The sequence below is a fragment of the Rhizobium sp. BR 314 genome, assembly GCF_047445805.1.
Taxonomy (GTDB): Bacteria; Pseudomonadota; Alphaproteobacteria; order Rhizobiales; family Rhizobiaceae; genus Rhizobium; species Rhizobium lusitanum_B.
This window is the reverse complement of record NZ_JARWLA010000001.1, coordinates 246,031-270,448: the sequence shown is the minus strand read 5'-3', so window position 1 is coordinate 270,448 and position 24,418 is coordinate 246,031. Positions and strand designations below refer to the sequence as shown.

At 58.5% G+C, this 24,418-nt stretch carries 25 protein-coding genes; 13 read left to right on the top strand and 12 right to left on the bottom strand.

All coding sequences use genetic code 11. The annotated features are described in order from the left end of the window. Positions 1 to 172: 172 nt before the first annotated feature. The 4 genes from QD461_RS01315 to QD461_RS01300 are packed head-to-tail and all read left to right on the top strand — an operon-like array spanning position 173 to position 2,819. Entirely contained in the window at positions 173 to 1,105 is a 933-nt protein-coding gene (locus QD461_RS01315) for a DMT family transporter (protein ID WP_414086130.1), read from the top strand. A 60-nt stretch (positions 1,106 to 1,165) separates the two neighbouring features. Further along, entirely contained in the window at positions 1,166 to 1,555 is a 390-nt protein-coding gene (locus QD461_RS01310) for a RidA family protein (RefSeq protein ID WP_414086129.1), read from the top strand. 5 nt (positions 1,556 to 1,560) lie between these two features. After that, entirely contained in the window at positions 1,561 to 2,049 is a 489-nt protein-coding gene (locus QD461_RS01305) for a VOC family protein (protein WP_414086128.1), read from the top strand. Positions 2,050 to 2,090: 41 nt separating this feature from the next. Continuing rightward, a complete protein-coding gene (locus QD461_RS01300) occupies positions 2,091 to 2,819 on the top strand; it encodes a class I SAM-dependent methyltransferase (protein WP_414086127.1) in 729 nt (242 codons plus the stop codon). Between the two features lie 61 nt (positions 2,820 to 2,880). On the opposite strand, the gene QD461_RS01295 is transcribed toward QD461_RS01300, so the two are convergent. After that, complete coding sequence (locus QD461_RS01295; RefSeq protein ID WP_414086126.1) at positions 2,881 to 3,885, bottom strand: NAD-dependent epimerase; 1,005 nt, start codon at positions 3,883 to 3,885, stop codon at positions 2,881 to 2,883. Between the two features lie 117 nt (positions 3,886 to 4,002). Further along, positions 4,003 to 5,325 carry a UDP-glucose dehydrogenase family protein gene (locus QD461_RS01290; protein ID WP_414086125.1) on the bottom strand — a complete coding sequence of 441 codons (1,323 nt, stop codon included), beginning with the start codon at positions 5,323 to 5,325 and terminating at the stop codon, positions 4,003 to 4,005. Between the two features lie 328 nt (positions 5,326 to 5,653). Here QD461_RS01290 and QD461_RS01285 point away from each other — a divergent pair, with 328 nt between their 5' ends. The 3 genes from QD461_RS01285 to QD461_RS01275 all read left to right on the top strand — a co-directional run bounded on the left by QD461_RS01285 (position 5,654) and on the right by QD461_RS01275 (position 10,411). Beyond that, on the top strand, positions 5,654 to 6,508 hold the full coding sequence (locus tag QD461_RS01285; protein WP_414086123.1) for a GNAT family N-acetyltransferase: 855 nt from the start codon (positions 5,654 to 5,656) through the stop codon (positions 6,506 to 6,508). 167 nt (positions 6,509 to 6,675) lie between these two features. Then, positions 6,676 to 7,971, top strand: a complete 1,296-nt coding sequence (locus QD461_RS01280; protein ID WP_184702901.1) for an adenylosuccinate synthase — start codon at positions 6,676 to 6,678, stop codon at positions 7,969 to 7,971. 61 nt (positions 7,972 to 8,032) lie between these two features. Continuing rightward, positions 8,033 to 10,411: a hypothetical protein gene (locus QD461_RS01275; RefSeq protein WP_414086122.1), complete on the top strand. Its 2,379-nt coding sequence runs from the start codon at positions 8,033 to 8,035 to the stop codon at positions 10,409 to 10,411. Between the two features lie 89 nt (positions 10,412 to 10,500). On the opposite strand, the gene rpoH is transcribed toward QD461_RS01275, so the two are convergent. The 4 genes from rpoH to QD461_RS01255 form a co-directional block, all read right to left on the bottom strand. Continuing rightward, the gene (rpoH, locus tag QD461_RS01270) at positions 10,501 to 11,409 is read right to left on the bottom strand and encodes an RNA polymerase sigma factor RpoH (protein WP_184702903.1); all 909 of its coding nucleotides are present in this window, start codon (positions 11,407 to 11,409) and stop codon (positions 10,501 to 10,503) included. A gap of 377 nt (positions 11,410 to 11,786) precedes the next feature. Further along, a complete protein-coding gene (locus QD461_RS01265) occupies positions 11,787 to 12,353 on the bottom strand; it encodes a hypothetical protein (RefSeq protein ID WP_414086121.1) in 567 nt (188 codons plus the stop codon). A gap of 35 nt (positions 12,354 to 12,388) precedes the next feature. Beyond that, entirely contained in the window at positions 12,389 to 12,955 is a 567-nt protein-coding gene (locus QD461_RS01260; RefSeq protein ID WP_414086120.1) for a hypothetical protein, read from the bottom strand. A 202-nt stretch (positions 12,956 to 13,157) separates the two neighbouring features. After that, the gene (locus tag QD461_RS01255; protein ID WP_414086119.1) at positions 13,158 to 14,183 is read right to left on the bottom strand and encodes an RluA family pseudouridine synthase; all 1,026 of its coding nucleotides are present in this window, start codon (positions 14,181 to 14,183) and stop codon (positions 13,158 to 13,160) included. A gap of 50 nt (positions 14,184 to 14,233) precedes the next feature. Between QD461_RS01255 and QD461_RS01250 the strand changes: the two genes are divergently transcribed. After that, positions 14,234 to 14,611 (top strand): hypothetical protein, encoded by a 378-nt coding sequence (locus QD461_RS01250; RefSeq protein ID WP_414086118.1) that lies wholly within the window; start codon positions 14,234 to 14,236, stop codon positions 14,609 to 14,611. Between the two features lie 10 nt (positions 14,612 to 14,621). Continuing rightward, positions 14,622 to 15,452 (top strand): TrmH family RNA methyltransferase, encoded by an 831-nt coding sequence (locus QD461_RS01245; RefSeq protein WP_414086333.1) that lies wholly within the window; start codon positions 14,622 to 14,624, stop codon positions 15,450 to 15,452. Positions 15,453 to 15,489: 37 nt separating this feature from the next. Here QD461_RS01245 and QD461_RS01240 read toward each other — a convergent pair whose 3' ends face one another. Then, positions 15,490 to 16,683, bottom strand: a complete 1,194-nt coding sequence (locus QD461_RS01240; protein WP_414086117.1) for a hypothetical protein — start codon at positions 16,681 to 16,683, stop codon at positions 15,490 to 15,492. Positions 16,684 to 16,865: 182 nt separating this feature from the next. Further along, on the bottom strand, positions 16,866 to 17,459 hold the full coding sequence (locus QD461_RS01235) for a DUF1134 domain-containing protein (RefSeq protein WP_414086332.1): 594 nt from the start codon (positions 17,457 to 17,459) through the stop codon (positions 16,866 to 16,868). Between the two features lie 323 nt (positions 17,460 to 17,782). Here QD461_RS01235 and chpT point away from each other — a divergent pair, with 323 nt between their 5' ends. Together chpT and QD461_RS01225 are read left to right on the top strand one after the other, a co-directional pair. Beyond that, entirely contained in the window at positions 17,783 to 18,430 is a 648-nt protein-coding gene (gene chpT / locus QD461_RS01230) for a histidine phosphotransferase ChpT (RefSeq protein ID WP_184702910.1), read from the top strand. A gap of 203 nt (positions 18,431 to 18,633) precedes the next feature. Beyond that, complete coding sequence (locus QD461_RS01225; RefSeq protein WP_184702911.1) at positions 18,634 to 18,996, top strand: response regulator; 363 nt, start codon at positions 18,634 to 18,636, stop codon at positions 18,994 to 18,996. A gap of 137 nt (positions 18,997 to 19,133) precedes the next feature. On the opposite strand, the gene ctrA is transcribed toward QD461_RS01225, so the two are convergent. Next, positions 19,134 to 19,835 carry a response regulator transcription factor CtrA gene (gene ctrA / locus QD461_RS01220; protein WP_004116994.1) on the bottom strand — a complete coding sequence of 234 codons (702 nt, stop codon included), beginning with the start codon at positions 19,833 to 19,835 and terminating at the stop codon, positions 19,134 to 19,136. 441 nt (positions 19,836 to 20,276) lie between these two features. On the opposite strand from ctrA, the gene QD461_RS01215 reads away from it, so the two are divergent. Beyond that, positions 20,277 to 20,633, top strand: coding sequence for a flagellar export protein FliJ (locus QD461_RS01215; RefSeq protein WP_414086116.1), 357 nt, complete (start codon positions 20,277 to 20,279; stop codon positions 20,631 to 20,633). Positions 20,634 to 20,859: 226 nt separating this feature from the next. On the opposite strand, the gene QD461_RS01210 is transcribed toward QD461_RS01215, so the two are convergent. The 3 genes from QD461_RS01210 to cysQ all read right to left on the bottom strand — a co-directional run bounded on the left by QD461_RS01210 (position 20,860) and on the right by cysQ (position 22,840). Beyond that, the gene (locus QD461_RS01210) at positions 20,860 to 21,141 is read right to left on the bottom strand and encodes a GNAT family N-acetyltransferase (protein ID WP_414086115.1); all 282 of its coding nucleotides are present in this window, start codon (positions 21,139 to 21,141) and stop codon (positions 20,860 to 20,862) included. Between the two features lie 336 nt (positions 21,142 to 21,477). Next, complete coding sequence (locus tag QD461_RS01205; RefSeq protein ID WP_004107124.1) at positions 21,478 to 21,753, bottom strand: DUF1153 domain-containing protein; 276 nt, start codon at positions 21,751 to 21,753, stop codon at positions 21,478 to 21,480. A 292-nt stretch (positions 21,754 to 22,045) separates the two neighbouring features. Beyond that, positions 22,046 to 22,840, bottom strand: coding sequence for a 3'(2'),5'-bisphosphate nucleotidase CysQ (gene cysQ / locus QD461_RS01200; protein ID WP_414086114.1), 795 nt, complete (start codon positions 22,838 to 22,840; stop codon positions 22,046 to 22,048). Positions 22,841 to 23,167: 327 nt separating this feature from the next. On the opposite strand from cysQ, the gene QD461_RS01195 reads away from it, so the two are divergent. After that, the gene (locus QD461_RS01195; protein WP_414086113.1) at positions 23,168 to 24,418 is read left to right on the top strand and encodes a sarcosine oxidase subunit beta family protein; all 1,251 of its coding nucleotides are present in this window, start codon (positions 23,168 to 23,170) and stop codon (positions 24,416 to 24,418) included.

The following is a 24,418-nucleotide window of genomic DNA, read 5'->3' as shown; positions in this document are numbered from 1 at the left end:
GAGAATATCTGCAAGATGAATGTGGCCGATGTCGCATTTGAGACGGCACCATCCACCCGATCTTCAACCGCGAGGACAGGGAGCGTGGCCTTCCTGCAACCCTTGCCATCTTCCGGCAATCACGACATGCCGCGGCGCAGGCTTCGCTTGTGAGCGTCACTGCTACTCGCTAATGATCCGTCGCAATGCGATGGGGGGTAACCTGATGGTGACGCTGGCGGAACAGCAACAACACAGGCTGGGCGTGACCTATGTGGCGCTTTCGGCGCTGGCGTGGTCGACTTCCGGCCTCTTTGTGCGGGCGATCGGCGCCGACCTGATGACGATCCTCTTCTGCCGCGGCATCGTCTCCGGCCTCGGCGTATTCGCGCTATTTTTCTATATCGAGCGGCGCAACGCCTTTCGCATCTTGCGCTCCATGCGCGGCCCCTCGTTGGCGGCGACGATCTTTTCCACCGCATCGATGATCAGCGGCATCGGCTCGATCTATTATACGTCGGTTGCCGACGCCATGGTCATCTACGCCACGGTACCCTTCGTGACCGCGGGTGTGGCCTTTCTTTTCATCGGCGAGCGCCCGAACGTGCGGACGCTGATAGCGAGCGGCATCGCCTTCATCGGCGTACTCGTCATGCTTTCCGGACATGCAAGCGACGGTGGCAGCTGGCTCGGCAAGGGGCTGGCGGCTGTCATGACGTTGACGGTCGCCGCGCTTGCCGTCGTCATGCGTCAGCATCGCAACGTGCCGATGCTGCCGGCAATGGCAATGTCGGCGTGGCTTTGCTCCTTCATTACCTTCTGGTTCGCATCGCCGCTCACGGTGTCCGGACAGGATCTCGGCCTGATCGTCGCCTTCGGCATCATTCAGAATGCAATGGGTCTCAGCCTTTACACCTTCGGCTCGCGGCTTATTCCAGCCTCCGATGCAGCGCTGCTGACGGCGCTCGAAGTGCCGTTGACGCCGCTGTGGGTGTGGATGGTCTTTGCTGAGCGCCCTTCGACTGCAACGCTTATTGGAGGGCCGATCGTTCTTGCCGCGCTTTTCGGCCATATCCTGCTGGAGGTACGGCGCAATCGAGCGGTTACTTCAGCAAAGACGCATTGAACCGCTTGTCGGCCCAATCCCAAAATGCTGAAATCGACCAATTACGAGGAGTCGATATCGATGAAAAAGATATTCAATCCGCCGTCTGGCAGACGCCCTTTCACCAACTACAATCATGGAATTCTGGTGCCTCCGGGTGCCAGCCTTTTGGTCGTATCCGGCCAGGTGGGCATCGGTCTGGATGACCGCATTCCGCCGGACGTCACCTCGCAGGCCGAAATGTGCTTCAAGGCGATAGGGGCCATTCTCGATGATGCCGGCATGAGCTTTGCCGACGTGATCCGCATTGGCGGCTTCGTGACGACACGCGAGGACATGCCGGCCTACATCGCCGTTCGCGATCGCTATACGCTGGACCCGAAACCCGTCTCGACACTGCTGATCGTCAGCGGATTCAATCGAGCGGAGTTTCTGGTCGAGGTCGAGGTCATGGCGGCGAAGGTGATGTGATAACGATGGATAAGCCTAACCTGCAAATGCCCGCCATATTGGGCCTGTTCGAGACCCATCTGACGGTTTCCAGTCTTCGGCGTTCGCTCGAATTCTATCGTGACATCCTGAAGCTCGAAGTGGCGACGGTCATAGAAAGCAGGCAGGTCGCTTTCCTTTGGACAGACGGTGAGAAGAAGAGCATGCTCGGTCTTTGGGAGACGGGAAGCGCTCCTCTTCGCATGCGTCTCCACATCGCTCTCAGGACCAGCTTGGAAGATGTTGTCGCATCTGCCGCCGCATTGACGGCTCACGGCGTTCAACCGAAAGGTTTCAATGGCGAGCCGATGGACGAACCGGTCGTCGTCGGCTGGATGCCGGCGGTTTCTCAGTATTTTTCCGATCCCGATGGACATTCCATCGAGTTCATCCATGTGCTTGAAGAGGCCGCGGATACCGGCTTTGGCGTGAAGCCTTATTCGCAGTGGCTATCGCGACAGAAGGCGGCGGTTTGAGGGATCCCGTCAGCCGGTCACCATGAATGCAGGAGACTGTCATGCCTCAGAATATTTACGATGATCCGGGCTTTTTCGAAGGCTATAGCCGGCTTCAGCGATCGGTCTCCGGTCTGGCTGGGGCGGCGGAGTGGCCGGCCATACGCGCCATGTTGCCCGATCTGCATGGCCTCGATGTCGTCGATCTCGGCTGTGGTTTCGGATGGTTCTGCCGCTGGGCCGCCGAAGAGGGTGCGGCCAGTGTGCTTGGTCTTGACGTATCCGACAAGATGCTCGCGCGTGCCTGCGCCGAGACGGCCGATTCACGCGTCCGCTACGAAAGGGCGGACCTTGAAAAGCTCCAGCTTTCTAAGGCAAGCTTCGACCTCGTCTACAGCTCGCTGGCCTTCCATTATATCGAAGATTTCGCCGGCCTTCTGGCGACTATTCGGCAAGCTTTGAAACCAGGTGGCCGGCTGATCTTTTCGATCGAGCATCCGATCTATATGGCGCCGCGGCAGCCGGAATGGTTGACCGAAGAAGATGGCGGGAAGACTTGGCCGCTCAATGGCTACCAGATCGAAGGAAAGAGGCTGACGAATTGGCTCGCTGAAGGCGTGGTCAAGCAGCATCGAACCATGGGGACTACACTCAACTCGCTGATCAGGTTAGGCTTTGCCATCGCGCATGTTGAGGAATGGTCGCCAAGCGACGAAGATCTTGCCGCGCATCCGGACTGGGTGATCGAACGCGAGCGGCCAATGTTCCTGCTGATTTCGACCCGGACCTGATGGTGGGGAGAATGCGCATATTCGGCCGGGATCTTTCACCCGGCCGAATGGTCAGTTTCCGTCAGTAGTTTTCCTGATACCACTCGACGAAGCGGCGAACGCCTTCGTCGACTTCGATGTGTGGCTTGAAGCCGGTCAATGCCACCAGCAGATCCGGTACGGCATAGGTGTTGTGCACGTCGCCGGGCTGCATCGGCAGCATCTTGCGGACCGCCTTCCTGCCGAGCATCGTCTCGATGGTTTCGACGAAGGTCATCAACCCCACAGGCTGACCGCCGCCGATATTGACGACGCGGAAAGGAGCGTTCTTCGACAGAGTGTCGATCACCGTGTCCGATACAACCCGGTTTTCCTCCGAGGGAACGACACCGATGAGGCGAACGATGCCTTCGACGAGATCGTCGATATAGGTGAAATCGCGGCTCATCTTGCCTTCACCGTAGATCTCGATCGGCCTGTCGTTCTTGATGGCATCGACGAACTTGAAGAGCGCCATGTCCGGGCGGCCCCAGGGGCCATAGACGGTGAAGAAACGGAACGCTGTCGTCGGCACATTGAAGAGATGGGCATAGCTGTGCGCCATCAACTCCATGCTCTTCTTGGTTGCCGCATAGATCGTCATCTGCTCGTCGGCCTTGTCGCTTTCGGCAAACGGGATCTTTTCGTTGGCGCCGTAAACGGAGGAGGTCGAGGCCAGCAACAGGTGCTTCGGCTGCAAGTTTCTCGCCAGTTCCAGCACGTTGAACGAGCCGGTGAGGTTCGAATCGACGTAGGAGCGGGGATTTTCAAGGCTGTAGCGCACGCCGGCCTGGGCGGCGAGGTGGACGATCACGTCGGGCTCGGCGAGTTCCGCTGCATGATCCAGCGCCGCCTTGTCCTCGAGCATGCCCGTTACGAACTTGAAGCCATTCGAGCGTGCGAGGATGGCAGTCCGCTTCTCCTTGAGCTTGATGTCGTAATAGGGCGTCATACCGTCGAAGCCGACCACGAAATGGCCCTCGTCAAGCAAGCGCTTGGCAAGATGGAATCCGATGAAGCCGGCAGTGCCGGTGATGAGATAGCGCATTGGTGGGCCTTCGCTTGAAGCATTTCCAGGAAAAGGGCGCAGTGGCTTTCCATCGGGAATGCGTAGAAAATAAGAGGAATGCAATATTCCCGCGTCTAAATGAGAGGTGGAAACGCGCTAGAGCGCAGCGTCATTCGAAGGCCTGCCGATGCTCGTATAGGAAAAGCCGTGCTTGGCGATCTCGTCATGACGATAGATGTTTCTGAGATCGACGAGAACAGGGGCCTTCATCACGGATTTGAGCCGGGCAAAGTCCAGCGCGCGGAACTGGTTCCATTCCGTTACGATGACCAGCGCGTCGGCATCGCGGGCGGCGGCGTAGGCGTCTTCGGCATAGGCGATATTGTCGATCACCTGCCGGGCATTCTCCATGCCTTCCGGATCGTAACCTGTGACCGTCGCGCCGGCATCCTGCAGCGTCTGGATGATCGAGATCGCCGGGCTGTCGCGCATGTCGTCGGTGTTCGGCTTGAAGGTCAAGCCGAGGACAGCGATTGCTTTGCCTCTGATGTCGCCGCCCATAGCCGAGATCACCTTACGGCCCATGGCGCGCTTGCGGTTGTCGTTGATCGAGACAGTCGTTTCGATCAGGCGCACGGGGCTGTCGTAATCCTGCGCCGTCTTGGCGAGCGCCAGCGTGTCCTTCGGGAAGCAGGAGCCGCCGTAGCCGGGACCGGCATGTAGGAACTTCGAGCCGATGCGGCCGTCAAGGCCGATGCCGCGCGACACTTCCTGCACGTTGGCGCCGACCTTCTCGCAAAGATCGGCCATCTCGTTGATGAAGGTGATTTTCATGGCAAGGAAGGCGTTCGCGGCGTATTTGATCAATTCGGAGGTGCGACGCGAGGTAAAGAGCAACGGCGCCTGGTTGAGGTAGAGAGGCCGATAGACTTCAGTCATGACGGCGCGTGCGCGCTCGTCATTGAGGCCGATCACGATACGATCCGGCCGCTTGAAATCTTCGATGGCGGCACCTTCGCGCAGGAACTCCGGATTGGAGACGATCGCGACATCGGCGCCGGTGTTGGTTTCGCGGACGATGCGTTCCACTTCGTCGCCGGTGCCGACCGGCACGGTCGATTTCGTGACGATAACCGTGAAGCCCTTGACGTGCTCGGCGATTTCGCGAGCGGCGGCATGCACATAGGAGAGATCGGCGTGGCCATCGCCGCGCCTCGAAGGTGTGCCGACTGCGATGAAGACGACATCACTCTCGGCAACACTTGCCTCCACATTCGTCGTGAAGGAGAGGCGCCCGGCACGGACATTGTCTGCGACGAGCTGGTCCAATCCCGGTTCGAAAATCGGGATCTCGCCGCGCTGGAGCGCCTCGATCTTGCTGGTGTCCTTGTCGACGCAGATGACATCATGGCCGAAATCGGCGAAGCAGACGCCTGACACGAGCCCTACATATCCGGAGCCGATCATCGTGATGCGCATGAAACTTCAATCCTTTTGCTGGCGCCGGATCCAGCGTCGAGACGCGAAGCCGACATTGGCGGTCGTCCGCGCTTATACACAGGATCACCGGTGCTGCCTATATGCGCGATATCTCCGATGAGGCAATGCGACGGAACTGTCATGAAAGCATGTCCCCACAACTGTTTTTTACTGAAGCCATTACTCGGCTCAAAATGAAACGAAGCCTTTGTACTTTAAGTCTATCATTGGCTGTCGCTTGTGAATGTCGTCATGTTGCCACATGATGAATTGGGCGCAATCGTTCCGCGTGGGGACGAGTATATATTGAGTTGTTCGGGACTGTTGCATGAAGTCGTCTTTTGCCGTGCGTACAATGCGGGCCGGGGAATTGGAGCTCGCTCTGGAATGGGCTCGGCAAGAGGGGTGGAATCCCGGCGTCGATGACGCACCGGCTTTCTGGGAGGCGGATCCCTCCGGTTTCCTCGTCGCTGCGATGGGAGAAGTGCCAGTTGGCTGCATCTCCGTCGTCCGCTATGGCGAGAGCTTTGCCTTTCTTGGCCTGTACATGCTGCATCCGGAATTTCGCGGCAAGGGTTACGGCAAACTGCTCTGGAACAAGGGTATGGCGCTCGCCGGCAATCGCGTTGTCGGGCTGGATGGCGTTGTCGCACAACAGGGATACTATCAACGTCATGGCTTCGAAACGGCCTACCGCACCCTGCGTTATGCCGGCATTGCCACGATACCGGACGTTGGAGAACAGGCTGTGCAGGTCGTGCCGGTCACGCATGGCAAGCTCGACGGGCTGGTCCACTACGACGCCGGGATTTTCCCAGGTCTGCGTCACTCCTTCATCAAGGCATGGTGCGGCGCGCCGGAACGACGCCAGTCCTTCATCGTCGGCGGCGGCAGCCGCGTACGGGGCTACGGCACCATCCGGCGCTGTTTCCATGGCTACAAGATCGGCCCGCTCTTTGCCAACAAGCCGGATGTGGCACGTGCACTGCTGGCGCGATTATTGGCGGTGGCCGGAGGGCAGCCGGTCTATCTGGATGTGCCGATCGACAATGTGCAGGCCATAGAACTTGCGGAAGAGTGCGGCCTGGCGCCGGTGTTCGAAACCGCTCGCATGTATCGCGGCAAGCCGCCGGAAACGCCGCTCGATCGCGTATATGGTATCACCACGCTCGAACTCGGCTAGCTCTTCTGCGGCCTTCCTGCGGGAAAAATCCTGTTGGACATGCTGATTCGTCATGCAAAAAGCTGAATCTCCTGAGACAACAGGGTCGCTTTCCCAAAAACAAAGCTTTATAGATGCGCGGGTTTGAGCAAGGCGCGTCTCCGTGCGCAGGAAGCGGGAATTGAGAAATGACCAACGTTGTAGTGATCGGTTCGCAATGGGGCGATGAAGGCAAGGGCAAGATTGTCGACTGGCTTTCGGAACGCGCCGATGTGATTGTACGCTTTCAGGGTGGGCACAATGCCGGTCATACGCTCGTTGTCGATGGTGTCAGCTACAAGCTCGCTCTGCTGCCCTCCGGCCTGGTGCGCGGCAAGCTGAGCGTCATTGGCAATGGTGTCGTTGTCGATCCCCATCATTTCGTCGCGGAAGTCGACAAGCTGCGTGCTCAGGGCATTGCCGTTACGCCTGATGTATTGCGCATCGCCGAGAATGCGCCGCTGATCCTGTCGCTGCACCGCGACCTGGATGCCATGCGCGAAGATGCCGCCTCCAACAGCGGCACGAAGATCGGCACGACGCGCCGTGGCATTGGCCCGGCCTATGAAGACAAGGTCGGCCGTCGCGCCATCCGCGTTATCGACCTCGCCGAGCCGGAAACGCTGCCGGCCAAGATCGACCGGCTTCTGACCCATCACAACGCTCTGCGTCGCGGCATGGGCGTTGCAGAAATCTCCTTCGATGCATTGCACGAGGAACTGACCTCCGTTGCCGAACATATCCTGCCTTACATCGATCAGGTTTGGCGCTTGCTCGACGAACAGCGCAAGGCCGGTGCCCGCATTCTTTTCGAAGGCGCACAGGGCGCGCTTCTGGACAACGATCACGGCACCTATCCGTATGTAACCTCGTCCAACACCGTGGCCGGCCAGGCCGCGGCGGGCTCCGGCCTCGGACCGACGGCACTTGGCTATGTCCTTGGGATCACTAAGGCCTACACGACCCGCGTCGGCGAAGGGCCCTTCCCGTGCGAGCTGCATGACGAGATCGGCAAGCATCTGTCGACCGTCGGCCGCGAAGTTGGCGTCAACACCGGTCGTCCGCGTCGCTGCGGCTGGTTCGACGCCGTTCTGGTGCGCCAGACCGTGAAGACCTCCGGCATCACCGGCATTGCGCTTACCAAACTCGATGTACTGGATGGTCTCGACGAGCTGAAGATCTGCGTCGGCTACAAGCTCGACGGCAAGGAAATCGACTATCTGCCGGCCAGCCAGGCGGCGCAAGCCCGCGTCGAGCCGATCTACATCACGCTCGAAGGCTGGAAGGAATCGACCGTCGGTGCTCGCAAGTGGGCCGATCTGCCTGCCCAGGCGATCAAGTATGTGCGTCAGGTGGAAGAGCTGATCGGTGCGCCGGTGGCGATGCTTTCGACCAGCCCTGAGCGCGAGGACACCATACTTGTGACGGACCCTTTTGAGGGCTAAACTCGCGAACCTATGACGAATCCCGGCCTGGCTGCTCGCCGGGCATCATGAGAAAGTGCTGATGGCGGATTTTGTAGCAGTCATTCGACGGGCCGTTGACGGCCTGACGGACAATACTCCCGAGATGCGGGTCAAGGTTTACGATCGGGCTCGTGGTGCCGTTCAGCGGCAGCTTGAGAGTATGAAGCCGCGCCCGCCCGAGGAAATGCTCCGCCGTCAGCTCGACAAGCTAGAGGCCGCGATCGTCGAGGTCGAGGCCGAACATGCCGAGGCGATGCCAGCGGCGGAAGAGCCGGTCGCCGCAGCACCCGTGATGCATCAAGAGGTCGTGCCCGAACCCGTCGAGCAGAATCACGCCGAAGCGGAGGCTCATCATGAGCCCGAGGCGCACGAGCAGGAACCGGTTCCCGCAGAAGTTCACCATGAGGAGCCGAGCGCTCCTCAACCTGTTCATGAAGAGCTCGTCCATGAAGAGCCGGCTGTCTATGCCGAGCCCGACCGATCGCATGAACATGCGCGTGCGGAGGAATGGAGCGAGCCGTATCAGGACGTGCATCATGCTGCAGCCGAGCAGCCTGCCGCTGCCGAACAGCATGTCGCTGTTCCCGAAGAACCGGTCCACGAGCCGGTTCATCATGAAGAGACTGCAGCCCATCATGAAGAACCCCGGCACTATGCCGAGGAGGTACAGCCGGTTGCCGTCGAACCTGTGCACCCAACTCCTGCGCCTCAGGTCGCGATAACGCCGGTTGATGACGTCATAAATCAAGTAGAGCAGATTTGGGCTGAGGTCGACGCGCCGGTTCGTCACGTTGCGCCTGAGCCGGCGGCTCCGCATCATGATGAACCTTCCATGCCGGCTGCGGCTTTTGCCGATGCGGCATTTGGACATCCGGTGGCCCCCGCGGAACATGCGAAGGCGCCGGCTGCCAATACCGGTTTCGCCTGGGATGCGGATGTGTTCGAAGAGTTGCAGCCGCTGCCGGTTGCCACTCAACCGGCGCAACCAGTTCGGCAGATGCCGGACAATGCTTTCGAGGATGTCGATCTTTTTGCTGACGTGCATCCGACCCGCAAGGCCGAACCCGCTGCGGATACGAGCAATGACGGCTGGCGCGAGCTCAAGGAACTTGCCGGTTTCGACAAGCGCGCGGAAGACGATCGCGGTGGCTCGGCCTCCGTTCCGCCAGATCTCGATCAGGCGATGGCGGCAAAGCTGCAGGGCAAGAGCTTCCGCATGGAGCCGAAGCGCCGCCGCTTCAACGTTACTGGCATCATCGTGACGCTTGTCGGTCTCGCTGTCGTTGGCGGTGGCGGTTATGCGGCATGGCTGAACCGTGACGCGCTCAACAATATGGTGACCAAGCTTGTCAGCTCGGCACCGAAAAGCACCTCGACGCCCCCCGCTTCGGAAGCGTCGAGCAACAACATTGCCAGCAACAAAGCTGCGACTGCTCCGACGCAGCCGGCGACTGCACCGACGCAGGGTAATACAGCTGCCGCAAAGCCGGCGGGAGCCGGCAATACCGATGTCGCCGCGCTGAACAGCGATCCGAACACCGTCAATACCAAGTTCACGCAACGCCTTTTGGCCGATGGCTCGGAAGAGGATAAGGGGCCGGCGGCAGGCGGTCAGCCGGGTGTCGTCGAAGGCAAATCTGTTGCCGAGCAGAATGTGGCCTCTGCGACGCCAGCTGCCGCGAGTACGCCACCGGCTGCTGCCGCAACGCCGCCCGCAAACAATGCGGCTGCGCCCCAGGCTCAGACGCCGGCCGGTGCCCCGCCGGCATCTTCGGACCAGCAGACGCCTGCGACTACTCAGCCGCAGACCGCGACGCAACCACCTGCAGCTGCTCAGCAGACGGCTCCGGTTGTCAACGGACAGAAGGTTTTCCTTTATGAGGAGCGCCTGGGCCAGACCTCGCCCACGGCTTTCCAAGGTACGGTCAGTTGGTCGCTGCAGGAAGGCAAGGGTGCCGATGGGCGTCCTGAGCCTTCGGTCCAGGGTCTCATCAGTGTTCCCGACCGGGGCCTCGCTGCAACGATTACTGTGTCGCGAAATGGTGATCCCTCGCTTCCGGCCAGCCATCTGATCGAACTTGCCTTCCAGGTGCCGCCGAATTTCGAGGGCGGAGCGATCGACAACGTGCAGCGTGTTGCGCTGAAAGCGACCGAGCAGGATCGCGGCGATGCTCTCATCGCGGTGCCGGCCAAGGTTACTGACGATGTCTATATGGTAGCGCTCAACGATTTCCCGGACGCGCGCAAGACCAACCTCGACCTGCTTAAGAGCCGCAACTGGATCGATATTCCGGTTGTCTATCGCAATGGTCGCCGTGCGCTTCTGACCATGGAGAAGGGGCCGACCGGCACGGATGCCTTCAACAAGGCGATTGCCGAATGGCAGGCGCTGGGCGGCGTCGCCTCAAGCGGTCAGTAAAAACTCTCCGGACGTCATCAAATATGTAAAAGGCGGGCTTGCGGCCCGCCTTTCTGTTTCTATGGCTTAAATTTTCCGAGCGGCGCGTGTTATGCCGTTGCTTCGACGACGCGGAGCGCCTTGGCACGCTCCAGCGCATCCTTCTGCACGGCTTCCTGAACCTTCTCGAAGGCGCGGACTTCGATCTGGCGGACACGTTCGCGGCTGATGTCGAATTCGGCCGAGAGGTCTTCCAGCGTTACCGGGTCTTCCGCGAGGCGGCGAGCCTCGAAGATGCGGCGTTCGCGATCGTTCAAAACACCCATTGCGCGGGCCAGCATACGGCGACGCGTGTCGAGTTCGTCCTGTTCGATCAGTACGTCTTCCTGGCTATCGTGGTCATCCACCAGCCAATCCTGCCACTGTCCGGAGTCGCCTTCGGAAGCCTTGATCGGCGCATTCAGCGAAGCGTCGCCGGAGAGGCGGCGGTTCATCGAAATGACCTCTTCTTCCGAGACGTTCAGCTTGGTGGCGATCTCGCTGACATGTTCCGGCTTCAGATCGCCGTCGTCGATAGCCTGAATACGGCCCTTCAGGCGGCGCAGGTTGAAGAACAAGCGCTTCTGATTGGCAGTCGTGCCCATCTTCACCAGCGACCACGAGCGCAGGATATATTCCTGGATCGAGGCCTTGATCCACCACATGGCATAAGTTGCCAGACGGAAGCCGCGTTCAGGGTCGAACTTCTTTACGGCCTGCATCAGGCCGACATTGCCTTCCGAAACGACTTCGCCGATCGGCAGGCCGTAGCCGCGATAGCCCATGGCGATCTTCGCCACGAGGCGCAGATGGCTGGTGACGAGCCTGTGTGCAGCCTGACGGTCTGCATGTTCCGCATAGCGCTTGGCGAGCATGTACTCTTCCTGCGGTTCCAGCATCGGGAACTTGCGGATCTCGTCCAGATAACGATTGAGGCCGGCTTCTCCGGCAGCAATGGACGGTAAGGTATTACGGGCCATGATTGTGCACCCTCCTATTCAAAGATTTGGTTCCTTCTGGGGGCGTAATTTGCGCGCCTTCTGCGAAGCGGACCAAGGCGTACGGGTCCGGGGACCCCGCACTCAACCAATGTAAAGATAAGTACGGCGAAACCGTGATTCAAGGATGTGGTCACGCAAGTGTTATAGCAGCGTGACCACTGGTCCCGCTGTGACGTCGCCCTTGGGATTTCCTCCCGAATAGTCCGACGCCGTATGGCATGGCCATATCGACCTCCCAAACGCGGTCGCGTTTTCGGTCAGCGCAGACGCTCGGACTTCGGTCCTTCATGGCCCGTTATTATAGGGTGGTGAACGCCTGCAGTCCAGTTGGACAAAAGGCGGAAGCAGCCCTGCCTCTATTCGCAACGCCCGTATAGGCGCTCGTTTCCATCAATCACTTCAAGCAGGACGTTGGGGCTGACGAGCAGAAGGTTTGCCACCCGATTAGCGGTCTCCAAATATTGCCGGTCAAATATGTCCAATTCCTTTGATGGTGGATTGTCCTTTTGGTGGTTATTTGCAATCAGGGCGTCGATGTCCGTCCTAATGTGATAGGAAATGCCCTTTCGAAATATATATTTGAATTCATAGGTGGCTTTTCCAAGTGTGATCGATTTGGATGCCGTGTAACCGTTTATTTTCTGAAACCTGACGGGTACATTCACGCATGACTTCGCGATGGCGTCCTCATTGTCCAGGCTAATCATATCCAGGATGGTCCACGTGCCCTGGATCTGATCAAGCAAGCGATCATTCCGGTTTGAATCTACTTTGTCTGCTTCCCCAATCGTCAAATGGGCTCGATCTGAAAGGGCGGGAACGACCATTTCAAGAGATCCGGCAAATTCATCCTTCAACGGTGAGGTCTGCCCAAGACTTGGCGCGACTAATAAAAATACAGATGTAATCAATAATTTATGCATTACCTGCTCCTCGATGCCAACGATTTTTGAAAATTCTATTGTTCGCAACGAGCTAATAACAATGGCACGCCATCATTGGTGGTCATCAGAACATTCTGTGAGAGCGGGATAACGGTCACCACCTGATTTGCGTTGTGCAGGGTATTCGCGAGAAAAAAATCTCTCTGTTTCTCGTAGCCAAGCGAGCTGTAAAGCTTGAGATCCGTCTCGAAATCCTTTCTGACATTATATTGCGCTCCACTATCACTGATGTAGACGTCTTTTACCGATCTTCCTCCGGCATTGCTCTCAACGGAAAATGAATAGTCCGACAATCTGGTGAAAGTGACGGGATTGTCGCGGCAATTCTTTGCCAGCTCCTCCTGATCTGCGCTTCGACGGGAGTCGGATGCAAACCAAGTCCATCGACTGTTGGTGACCAATCCCATTAACATCTCGCGGCGCAACTTTGCGACGGCGGTGGGCATGATATCGGGCGACACTGGAAAATAAAACTTTGCCTTTGCTTGCCGAAACTCGTCCAGATGCTGCGCCGACATTGCCGGATTCGCTAAAATGGCCGTCAACAGGACTACCAATGAGACTGCAAGAACCGACCGCATCATCTTCTCCCTCGAATGGTCTTTCACATGGCGTGCGTGTTATCGTCCGCATGTCATGCAAAGCATGCCAGCGACGGCGGATTCGGACAACCTGGAGACGTAACGGGATTGCGGGCAGGCGTGCGGTTTGTTTTCGATGTTGCAACTGCGCGCAGATCTATATCCACCGGACAGCGATCGAAATTGCGGACGGTGTGCTTCTCTATCCCCTGAGCGCTGCCACCAACTCCTCCATATCATCCGGCAGGGGCGCTTCGAAGTGCATAATCTCGCCGGTGCGGGGATGTTCGAACTGCAGCATATAGGCATGCAGCGCCTGCCGGGTGAAGTTGTTGACGACCTGCTTGGCCGGCTCCGGCAGGAGATTGGCCTTGGTCTTGAAGCCGCCGCCATAGACCGCGTCGCCCAGCAGCGGATGGCCGATATGGGCCATGTGTACGCGGATCTGGTGCGTGCGGCCGGTTTCCAGATGGCAATCGACCAGCGAGGCGAGGGCGATTGCATCCGCCCGTTCGTGGAAGCGCTCCAGCACTTCGTAATGCGTGATGGCTTCGTCCGCATCCTGGGAGGTGGGACGCTTGACCGCGCGGCGCGTGCGGTCAACGCTCGAGCGCCCCAGCGGTGCGTCGATGGTGCCGATGAGCTGGCGGGGACGACCCCAGACGATGGCCTGATAGGCGCGCTCCAGCGATGTCGTTCTGCCATGGTCGGCAAACTGCAGCGACAGATGGCGGTGGGCGAGATCGTTCTTGGCAACGACCATGACACCGGTCGTGTCCTTGTCCAGCCGATGGACGATGCCCGGCCGGCGCACGCCGCCAATGCCGGAAAGGCTATCGCCACAATGATGGATCAGCGCGTTAACCAGCGTGCCCGTCCAGTTGCCGGCTGCGGGATGAACGACAAGCCCGGCCGGCTTGGAGATGACGATGATGTCTTCATCCTCGTAAAGCACGTCGAGCGGGATATCTTCGCCCAGTGGCGTCGGGTCCTCGGGTTCAGGCAGGGTGATCTCGTAGGTGTCGCCGGGGCGTACCTTGCGCTTGGCATCGGTCACTGCCTCGCCATTGAGCAATACGGCACCTTCCTTGAGCATCGCCTGGACGCGATTGCGGGAAAATTCCTTGCCGAACTGGGCCGTCAGCCACGCATCGAGCCGCCCTTCGGCGTTTTCATCGGCGGTTAGGACTTTTCTATTGTCCGCGGCTTCTTTAAAGGGGTCGCTCAAACGTATTTCTCCGGCGCTCAAGGGCGCTCTCAATTAGTAAGGACGCATCGATGACGAATCTCGAGCCAGAAGATCAAGAGGAAAAGCCCCTCGATCCGGCCCTGGAGAAAGTCCGACGCAAGATGATCCGCCTGCAGATCGTTTCCGCGGCTGTCATGGTGGTGAGCCTTATGGCTGTCTTCGGCGCCGTTGTCTACAAGACGATGAAGCAACCGGCAAAGCCGGCGAGCCAGACGAGCGCCAATATTCCTTCGGACGCTCCGGCTGCCGTTCAGGCACTGTTGCCGGCCGGTTTCACCGTCCAGGCGACTGCGCTATCGGGAAATCAGGTGCTGTTTTACGGTACGCTCGCCAGCGGCCAGAGGCAGGCCATCATCTTCGATTATGCCATTGGCCGCATCGTGACGACCATATCCCTGTCGAACTGACGGCATCATGATGACGAGCGACACGCTCATCGAGATCACGCGTCCCGACGATCCCCGCATCGCCGAGTTCCGGGATATTCGCGAGCGCGACCTGACTGGTCGGGAGAACCGTTTCATCGCCGAGGGGACGGTCGTGCTGCGACTTCTTGCCGGAGCGCATGCGGCGCAGGGAGATTTCGTCGCGGAGAAAGTGCTGCTGCTCAGGAACCGAGTTTCCGGGCTGAGCGACATTATCGATGCGTTTCCGGCAGATGTTCCAGTCTATGTCGCGACCTCGGAGGTGCTCGATGGCATTGTCGGGTTTCATCTGCATCGCGGCGTTCTGGCGCTCGGTCGCCGCAGGAGCGAGATCGAACTCGGCGCTTTTCTCGACCGCTTGCCGCAACAGGCGCTCGTGCTTGCCGGCTGCGGCATCTCCAACCACGATAATATGGGCTCGATGTTCCGCAACGCCGCGGCCTTCGGGGCGGACGCGGTGCTGCTCGACGAGACGTGCTGCGACCCGCTCTATCGCAAGGCGCTGCGTGTCTCCGTCGGTTCGATCCTGACCTTGCCTTATTGCCGGCAGTCGAGCGACCTCGACCTGCTGGCAGCAATGGCCGATCGCGGCTTTGCGATCTGGAGCCTGTCTCCGCACGGAGAGGTGGATATTCGCGATGTGCCGGCCTGCGAGCGCATGGCGCTTGTCGTCGGCACGGAGGGGGAGGGGTTGCCCCAGAGCATCCTGTCCGCCTTCGGCAGCGTGCGTATTCCGCAAGCTCCCGGTCTGGACAGCCTGAATGTTGCGACCGCCAGCGGCATTGCACTTTTCGAGATGGCGGCGCGGATCAAGCGGATCTAAGCGTAACGCCTCGTGCCCGTCAGGATATTTCCGCCCGCTACGGATGCTTTGGCAACAGGGCTGCCACCCTGTCGGCAAGGCTGACGCGCGAGCCAGCTTCGGCAGGGCCCCTATCCTTGGAAAGAAGGTCGATGATGGGCGAAGTGTCGCCTTCCTTGAGGGCCGTCAACGCCACCATGTTGGCGGCAATCGTCGCAATTTCCTCGCGTATGGCTTCTTCATGTGCCGGCGAACGTGCCTTCACCAGCCGGTCCGAAAGGGCGGCGGCCCGATTGCGAACCTCTTCCGTCATTTGGGCGATATCGTCTTCCACTGTTCGTTCCGGTTCGGCCGAGTTCGTTTGATTGTCGGCCTTATCCTTGATGGCCGATATAGCGGACAATTTAGGCGTTTTTGCCGACTTTCTGGGCGGGGTGATGCCGGCGCTACGCAGGAGCTTGTTGGCTTCTCTTGATTCCTTGACGGTTGCTTCGAGGCGTTCCTTCAAGCGCGCCATGTCCTGGGCGTGCCGCGTGATTGCGGTTTCCTTGTCGGCGTTGCCGGCAATTTCGCGATCCAGTCGCTCTTCCAGCCGTTTGTTCTTGTCGCTCTCCTGATGCAGCGCTTGCTCGGCCTCCGCCGCACGCAGGCTCGCCGTGCTCAGATCCTGGCGCAGCGTCTCGCGCTCATCCCGCAAGCCATTGATGCGCAGCTTCAGGCTTTCGATCTCAGTGTCGCGCGTTGCGAGGTCGATTTTCAGATTATCGGCGTCGGCGGCCATCTTGGTCATGCGCTTACGCAGGCCGTCGATATCGGCTTCCTTCTCGGCACTTGCCTGTTCGGCTGCGTGAATGCCCGACTTCAGCTGACTAATGTAGCTCTCCTCGCGGCGCAAGCGCGAGCGCAGCTCGCCGGCTTCCACTTCCAGATCGTCGATGCGCGTCTGCAGCTCGGTATTGCCGCTGACGAGCCGGCTGGCTTCCTGCTGCAGCTTGCCGTTATGGATCTGCAGCGCGACGGTCTTGTCTCGTTCCTGCGTCAAGGCCTGCTCGGTTCTGGCATTTTCGGCGGCAAAGAGTGCGCGGGCCATATCCTTCTGCGCCCGCACTTCCTGGGGGCTCAGCGGCATGGTCGCCTTCAGGCGTTTTTCGGTGAACCAAACGATGCGGCGATGGATTGCCGGCGCAATGAGAAAGACCAGAAGCGCGGCCGTCAGAAAGCCCAATCCGAACAAAAGAGCAAATTGAATCACGACGCGGCCAGTATCCTGGGGTTATTTTCGATGTCGATGAAATGAATAATCATGGGCAGGCTACGTGGGCAAGCGTTTAAATCAGATATGGTTTATCGGCGCGGGCCGGATTTACTGAAAGAAAAGGCCCGCAAACTGAGCGGGCCAAAGCTGCGGCTGCCTGGGAGCGGGTCTTATACGGCTTAGAAGGGGTTCCAGGTCGGATTGGGGGTAACCTTGAGGTAGCCCATGTTGATGCCGAGGCGTGCGCCAAGGCCGGTGCGGATAGGGACAAGCACGACATTGTTGTTCTTGAGTACCGTCATGCCGAAGCCGGCCACCACGAAGGCCTGGCCGCTGACGCCGCCGAAGCGGGTGTAGACGCTGTCGATGCTCGGCAGATCGTAGACCAGCATCATCACGCGCGTGCCCTGGCCGCCATAGTCGAAGCCGAGCGACGGACCCTGCCAGTAGAGCGAATGCTCGCCGGCGTTCTTCGTGTTCAATTGTCCTTCGCCATAGGTCAGGCCTGCAAGGAATGCGCCAGAGCCTTCCTCGCCGAGAATGTAGCCGTTCGGCAGGCCATATTGCTGGAAGGCCCGCTCGATGACCTTGGCGAGACCGCCGCTGGTGGAGCCGAAGAAGGAATGGCCGGCATCAACGATTTCCTGGGCCGAATAGTGATTGTTGGGCGCGGCGGCGGCCTGACGGACTGGGAATGTGAAACTCACGAATGCGGCAATGGCCAGGATCAGGCCTAGGCCGAGCGTCCTGGTGCCGGGGCTTGGCATTCTCATCAGGAATTCATAGCGCATCAAAGTCATCCGTTCATCATGGTCGGTGCGAAAGGGGGCAGATGTGGGACACATTCGTCTGAATGCGCCACATGTCGTTCGCCTCCTCCTTCAGACCGTTACGCCCTTCCATCGCAGGACGATTCGCGTGCGAAAAGGTCTGATGGTGATGAATGCATTTTGCTTCTATGGTCTTAACAATCGGTTTACCAAATATGGTGTCATTATGGCGCTCGGTGCAGCGCCTGTGACAACCCTCGGGCAACCTTGCTATGGCAACGTGCAATCTACTATGTTTCGCCTTGTCAGCATTCAGGAGACAATGAATGTCGAAGAATCCAAACCTCACTCTGACCGGACCGGATCTGGCCGCGCTGCTGTGCAGCCGCGTTTGCCATGATGTGATCTCGCCGGTCGGGGCGATCAACAATGGCCTGGAGCTGCTCGACGAGGGCGGTGCTGACGCCGATGCGATGGATCTGATCCGCACCAGCGCGCTCAATGCCTCGGTTCGCCTGAAGTTCGCCCGTCTCGCTTTCGGTGCCTCCGGCTCGGTCGGTGCGTCGATCGATACCGGCGAAGCAGAGCGTGCGGCGAAGGATTTCGCCGCCGCCGAGAAGAAGACCGAAGTCAGCTGGGTCGGCCCGCGCGCGATCATCGCGAAAAACCGCGTCAAGCTGCTGCTCAATCTCTTCCTCGTTGCCTATGGCGCGATCCCGCGCGGCGGCAATATCGAGGTGACGCTGGAAAATCCCGAGTTGGATGCCAAGTTCACCATCACCGCCAAGGGGCGGCTGATGCGTGTACCGCCGAAATTCGCCGAAATCTGCTCCGGAGCTCTGGAAGAGGCAGTCGATGCCCACTCCATCCAGCCTTACTACACGGTGCTTCTGGCGGATGAGAGCGGTATGGAACTCTCCTACAACGCGACCCCGGAAGTGCTGACCTTTATCGCTCAGATACCGACCGAATAGACGGATCGGTGCGCCTGTATCTTTCGGCCCGCATCCAGATACTGGATGCGGGCTTATTATTTCGTGCAATGCCCTTGCTGTAAAATCTTATGGTTGTCCGCGCAATTGATAATGTAGTGGTAACGAATCCTTAGCATGCTGGTCCTATCGTTCCAATTTGATGTCGCCGTTCAACGACGGCTGATGGTGCCAGGGAGTTCTAGATGCAGCGGTTCATGATAACGGACGCTTCGGATGTCGTGCGCAAGGTCGGCAAACGAATCCTGTCCGAGCTGGATTTCCTCGTGAGCGAAGCAGGCGATGCCCAGGAAGCGCTAATGCGCTGCCAGGCCGAGATTCCGGACTATCTGATCGTTGACGCCGGTATGGAGGGCGCGCTTGAGCTCATCTCCAACATTCGCGCCATGCCGAACGGCAAGGACGTCAAGATCTACTACTGCGTCATCGAAGCGGATCTGCGCAAGCTGATGGCCGGGAAGCGGGCAGGCGCCACGGACTTCCTGCTGAAGCCCTTCGATCGCAAGATCCTGACGGCCATATTCGGCAATCGCGCCGTCGCTGCCTGAGTTCACGGAATACCATCGATGCCATGACACGCCGTCCTTTGGGGCGGCTTTTATTTTGCCTGCAATCAGGGCCAATAGAAAATCCCGCCCACGGGGCGGGATTCCAAAGCATGGCGGTATTTGACGGGGAGGCGGCTTTAGGCGCTTTCGGCGAAATCGTTGCTGTCAGGCTCGCGCAGCACGTAGCCGCGGCCCCAGACGGTTTCGATGTAGTTGGCGCCACCGGCTGCATTGGCAAGCTTCTTGCGCAGCTTGCAGATGAAGACGTCGATGATCTTCAGTTCGGGCTCGTCCATGCCACCGTAGAGATGGTTGAGGAACATTTCCTTGGTGAGCGTCGTGCCCTTGCGCAGCGAAAGCAGCTCGAGCATCTGGTATTCTTTGCCGGTCAGATGAACGCGCTGGCCGCCGACTTCGACGGTCTTGGCGTCGAGGTTGACGATGAGCTCGCCGGTCATGATCACCGACTGGGCGTGGCCCTTCGAGCGGCGGACGATGGCGTGGATGCGGGCAACAAGCTCGTCCTTGTGGAACGGCTTGGTCATGTAGTCGTCGGCGCCGAAGCCGAGGCCGCGAACCTTGTCCTCGATGCCGGCCATGCCGGAGAGGATGAGGATCGGCGTCTTGACCTTCGAAAGGCGCAGCGTACGCAACACTTCGTAGCCAGACATATCGGGAAGGTTAAGATCCAGAAGGATGATGTCGTAGTCGTAAAGCTTTCCGAGATCGACGCCTTCTTCACCGAGATCGGTGGTATAGACGTTGAAACTTTCGGATTTGAGCATCAGTTCGATGCTCTGCGCTGTCGCGCTGTCGTCTTCAATTAATAGAACCCGCATAATTGTCCCCTTTACCGCCGCCGAAAGGTCGTCAGCCCCCTTACGCGATACCGATCAAATCACTGCTTGATTTGGAAGCTGCCATGCAATGGTTAACAAATTCTGATTCACTCTGGCAAGACGTATCGAATTTATTAAATAATTTTTCCATTGCACTGTTTTCCAACGACAATCAGTAAAATCGACTCCTAAAGTATCGCGTTAAGAACCTACGCCAAGTGATTCATTCGACTCATCAATGCCAACATGTCGAATTCCGACCGAAACATTTACTGAGCCTTAAATCATTGCGCCTATCATTAACGATGCCCGTAAACGAAAGGTTACCAGCGGTAGGCTTTTATTAATATCGCTGGAAATTTTTTTAACCAAGCCGTCTCAAAGCGGCTCGGCGGGTGAGAATATCGAGAGCCGGGGTCTCGCATCACGGGAGTAATGCGTATGAAGTCACGTGAGAGCCTAGTTCGTCTGAAAGAGTTTCAGGTGAACGAAAAACGCCGTCAGCTGCAGCAATTGCAGATGATGATGGCGGAATTTGACCGTATGACAAAGGATCTGGAAAGCCAGATCGTGCTGGAAGAGAAAAAGTCCGGCATTGCCGACCCTAACCACTTCGCTTACCCGACCTTTGCCAAGGCCGCCCGCCAACGTGCGGACAACCTGCAGGTGTCGATCCGCGAGTTGCAGGTTCAGGAAGAGGCATTGGAAAGCTCGCTTGAGGAAATGCAAGCCGAGTATGCCAAGGCTGCAGCGCTTGAAGAGCGCGATGGTTCAGGGCCGGCAAGGGCGCGCGCCTGAAGTGGCAGGCCCGCCGTCTTCTTTCGATCCAGGCGTCATTCCATTCCGATACGGGGCCTACCTTGGAATGTGCGGGATCTGATCGAAGCGGCACAAAAGCCGCGCATGACCGGCCTTGAAGGGGCCGGCCATGCGGGGCTTTTTGTATTTGCAGACCGTTTTGATGCACGGGGCGCAACGCCCGCTGCATCATCGTGGGTCCTGTTAATGCAATTGCGGGGTTCGTTTAGAGATTAACGACGTCGTGCCAATCGTCGTGGCGTTGAGCCTGCGCCTTGAAAAACGGGCAGAGCGGAATGATTTTCCAGCCGCCGCGACGGGCTTCTTCGACGGCGTGAAGGGCGAGCGCCTGGCCGACCCCCTTACCACGCAGGGCATCCGGCACGCCGGTATGATCGACGATGATCAGCTTGGCGGAGGTGCGGGAAAAGGTCATTTCCGCCTCGTGGCCGTCGACGGTTACGACATAACGGCCGCCCGATGCACTGTTTTCGTTGCGGATATCCATGACTTTCTCCCTTGTCGTCTCCAGGGCATTTCCAGGAAAATTGCGTGGTTGTTTCCAGCCTGGAATGCGCAGAACTATAAGACTGAGCGGTTTCGCGATTCATAAAGCAGCGGAAATGCTCTGTTATCCCAAGGATTGCATGGGCTCCGTCATCTGCCAACCATTGAGATTGTAAACGGATTGTCTCCGAGCTGAAGGAGGAAGCGCTCTTGTGTCCGGGGAGGCCTCGTTCATGAGATTTGGCCGCCTTAGGTCAAGCTAATCAACAATTCGGGCCTCTGTTCTGTTGGGAAGAGGCCCGAATAAAAGATCAGAAAGGTGGTGCTGTCGCTGCTGTCAGTGGCGATACTGCTGTATGCGCGTCGTCCGAAGGCCTGCAAGGCCATGGGTATTGATGGACGACTGCCAGGAGAGGAACTCTTCGACGGTCAACGTATATCGTTCGCAGGCTTCTTCCAAGCTGAGCAGACCACCACGCACGGCGGCGACAACCTCTGCCTTGCGACGAATGACCCAGCGGCGCGTATTCGGCGGCGGAAGGTCGGCTATCGTCAGCGGGCTGCCATCGGGGCCGATGACATACTTCACTCGGGGACGTATCATTTCGGTCATTGGACTCTCTACACACACTCAAGACCACGAGAGGCACTCTATCTTGCCACATTTAAAAATTGCCTAAGCACATAGTAAGACTTTGCTAAGAATTTTAAGGAATGTGGCCGGTAGGTGATTTGCCAATAGCCGGACGCGTGGAGAAACCGCTAATTCCCTGATATTTTGGAAGAAACAGGCTTTTTTCTATTATTTTTTGTCAGTGAAAACTTACGCTTTTGAGCAAGAAAATGCCGCCGCCGTGCTGCTGCCGGTTGCACAAAAGATGCGGTTTCTTTCGAAGAAAATGATCTTATGCGTGTACGGCATTCTTCTTCCCGCCCCAGCAAATGAAGTGCGGGTTTGCAAAGTCGCTATCAGTGGCCTGGTCGATTTTGCCGTAGGCGAGAGGATCTCCGTCTGCCGTCAGCGTGACACCGCCGGCCGCGCGCAGCACCGCGTCGCCGGCCGCCGTGTCCCACTCCATCGTGCGGGCAAACCGCGGATAGACATCGGCCTTGCCCTCGGCGAGCAGACAGAATTTCAGCGAGGAGCCGATCGATGTGCAGGCGGAAACGTCGTTATGCGTCAGAAAGCTCTCTGTGATCGCATTGCTGTTGCAACGGCTGGCAAGTGCCATCAGCTTGTCCGGCCGTTGGCGCACCGCGATGGTCAGGCGATCCGTGATGGCAAAATGTTCGTCGATGATCAGTTTGCGGGCTTTGCCCGGTTCGCCTGTGAAGGCAATGCCAAGGGCAGGGGCATAGACGATACCGGCGACAGGTGTGCCGTTCATAATGTAGGCGATGTTGACGGTGAATTCGTCGCGATGTTCGATGAATTCACGCGTGCCATCAAGCGGGTCGACCAAAAAGAAGGAACGTCCGCGAATATCCGGGATCCTGCCGGCGGAAACCGATTCCTCTGCAATGGCCGGGATACTGGGAAAGTCGCGCGCCAGATAATCAAGAATAATGTGCTCTGCGCGCTCGTCCGCGATGGTGACGGGGCTCATGTCCTGCTTGAGAGCGACAGCATAGCCCGCGCGATAGACCTCCAATATGGCCTTTCCCGCTTCGAGTGCCGCTGTTTCGAATGTTGCAAGCATCGGCCTGTTCGTCTTCCGCGCCTTGTCTTTGCGCTGCAAGTGTCTGGACCTTATAGATAGGAAGTCGCAAACACGGAGTTTAGAGCTGATATAATCCGGCTCCGTATGGCTTAGCGCCCGGGCGGCGCTTTCGCAACAAGGCTCTGCATCCCAGCGTTGCCGGCACGCCCCTCGATCAGTGAGCGTGTCGTTTGAGTGACAATCGCTCATTGGCGTGCGCAATCTGCATAGAAGATGTTCTGTTTGCGAAGCTTTTTCGCTTTTTCGGGACTTGTCGTTTTTATTGCATGTGCGAATGTGCGGCCGGGGTAGCATCGGGATGAATGCATGCGATATTCGGCATATCAGCTTCTAAAACAGGCGTTTTCGGGCAATCGTCACTGGCAGCAGGTATGGCGGACGCCAGAGCCCAAACCGCACTATGACGTCATCATTGTCGGCGGTGGCGGGCACGGGCTGGCGACGGCTTATTATCTCGCCAAGGAATTCGGCATCACGAATGTCGCAGTGCTGGAAAAGAGCTATGTCGGCTCCGGCAATGTCGGCCGCAACACGACGATCATCCGCTCCAATTATCTACTGCCCGGCAACGAGCCTTTCTACGAATTCTCGATGAAGCTCTGGGAAGGACTGGAGCAGGATTTCAATTATAATGCCATGGTCTCCCAACGCGGCGTCCTCAACCTGTTCCATTCCGATGGCCAGCGCGATGCCTATGCCCGGCGCGGCAATGCCATGCGCATGCACGGCGTCGACGCGGAGTTGCTCAATCGCGAGCAGGTTCGCCGGATGATGCCTTACCTCAATTTCGACCATGCGCGCTTTCCGATCATGGGTGGCCTCTTGCAGCGGCGCGGCGGCACGGCGCGGCACGATGCGGTCGCCTGGGGCTACGCACGCGGCGCTGACAGCCGGGGCGTCGATCTCATCCAGCAATGTGAAGTAATCGGTATTCGCCGAGAGAACGGCGTCGTGACCGGCGTTGAGACCAATCGTGGCTTCATCGGCTGCAACAAGCTGGCGCTTGCGGCCGCCGGCCACACATCGATCCTCGGCAATATGGCCGATCTGGAACTGCCGATCGAAACCCATGTGCTTCAGGCTTTCGTTTCCGAAGGGCTGAAGCCTGTTATCGACAACGTCATCACCTACGGCGCGGGACACTTCTATATCTCGCAGTCCGACAAGGGCGGTTTGGTCTTCGGCGCCGATATTGATTACTACAGCTCCTATGCCCAGCGCGGCAATCTCGCCACCGTAGAGCATACGATGGAGGAGGGGGTGGCGCTCATCCCCGGCCTATCACGCGTGCGGGTGCTGCGCACCTGGGGCGGCGTCATGGACATGAGCATGGACGGCTCGCCGATCATCGATCGCACCCCTATCGAAAATCTCTATCTGAATTGCGGCTGGAACTATGGCGGCTTCAAAGCGACGCCGGCCTCGGGCTTCTGCTTCGCGCATCTGATCGCCAAGGGCGAGAGCCACGATGTCAGCCGCCTCCTGCGTCTTGACCGATTCGAGCGCGGCTTCGCGATCGACGAGGGCGGCAAGGGTCCGCAGCCGAACCTGCATTGA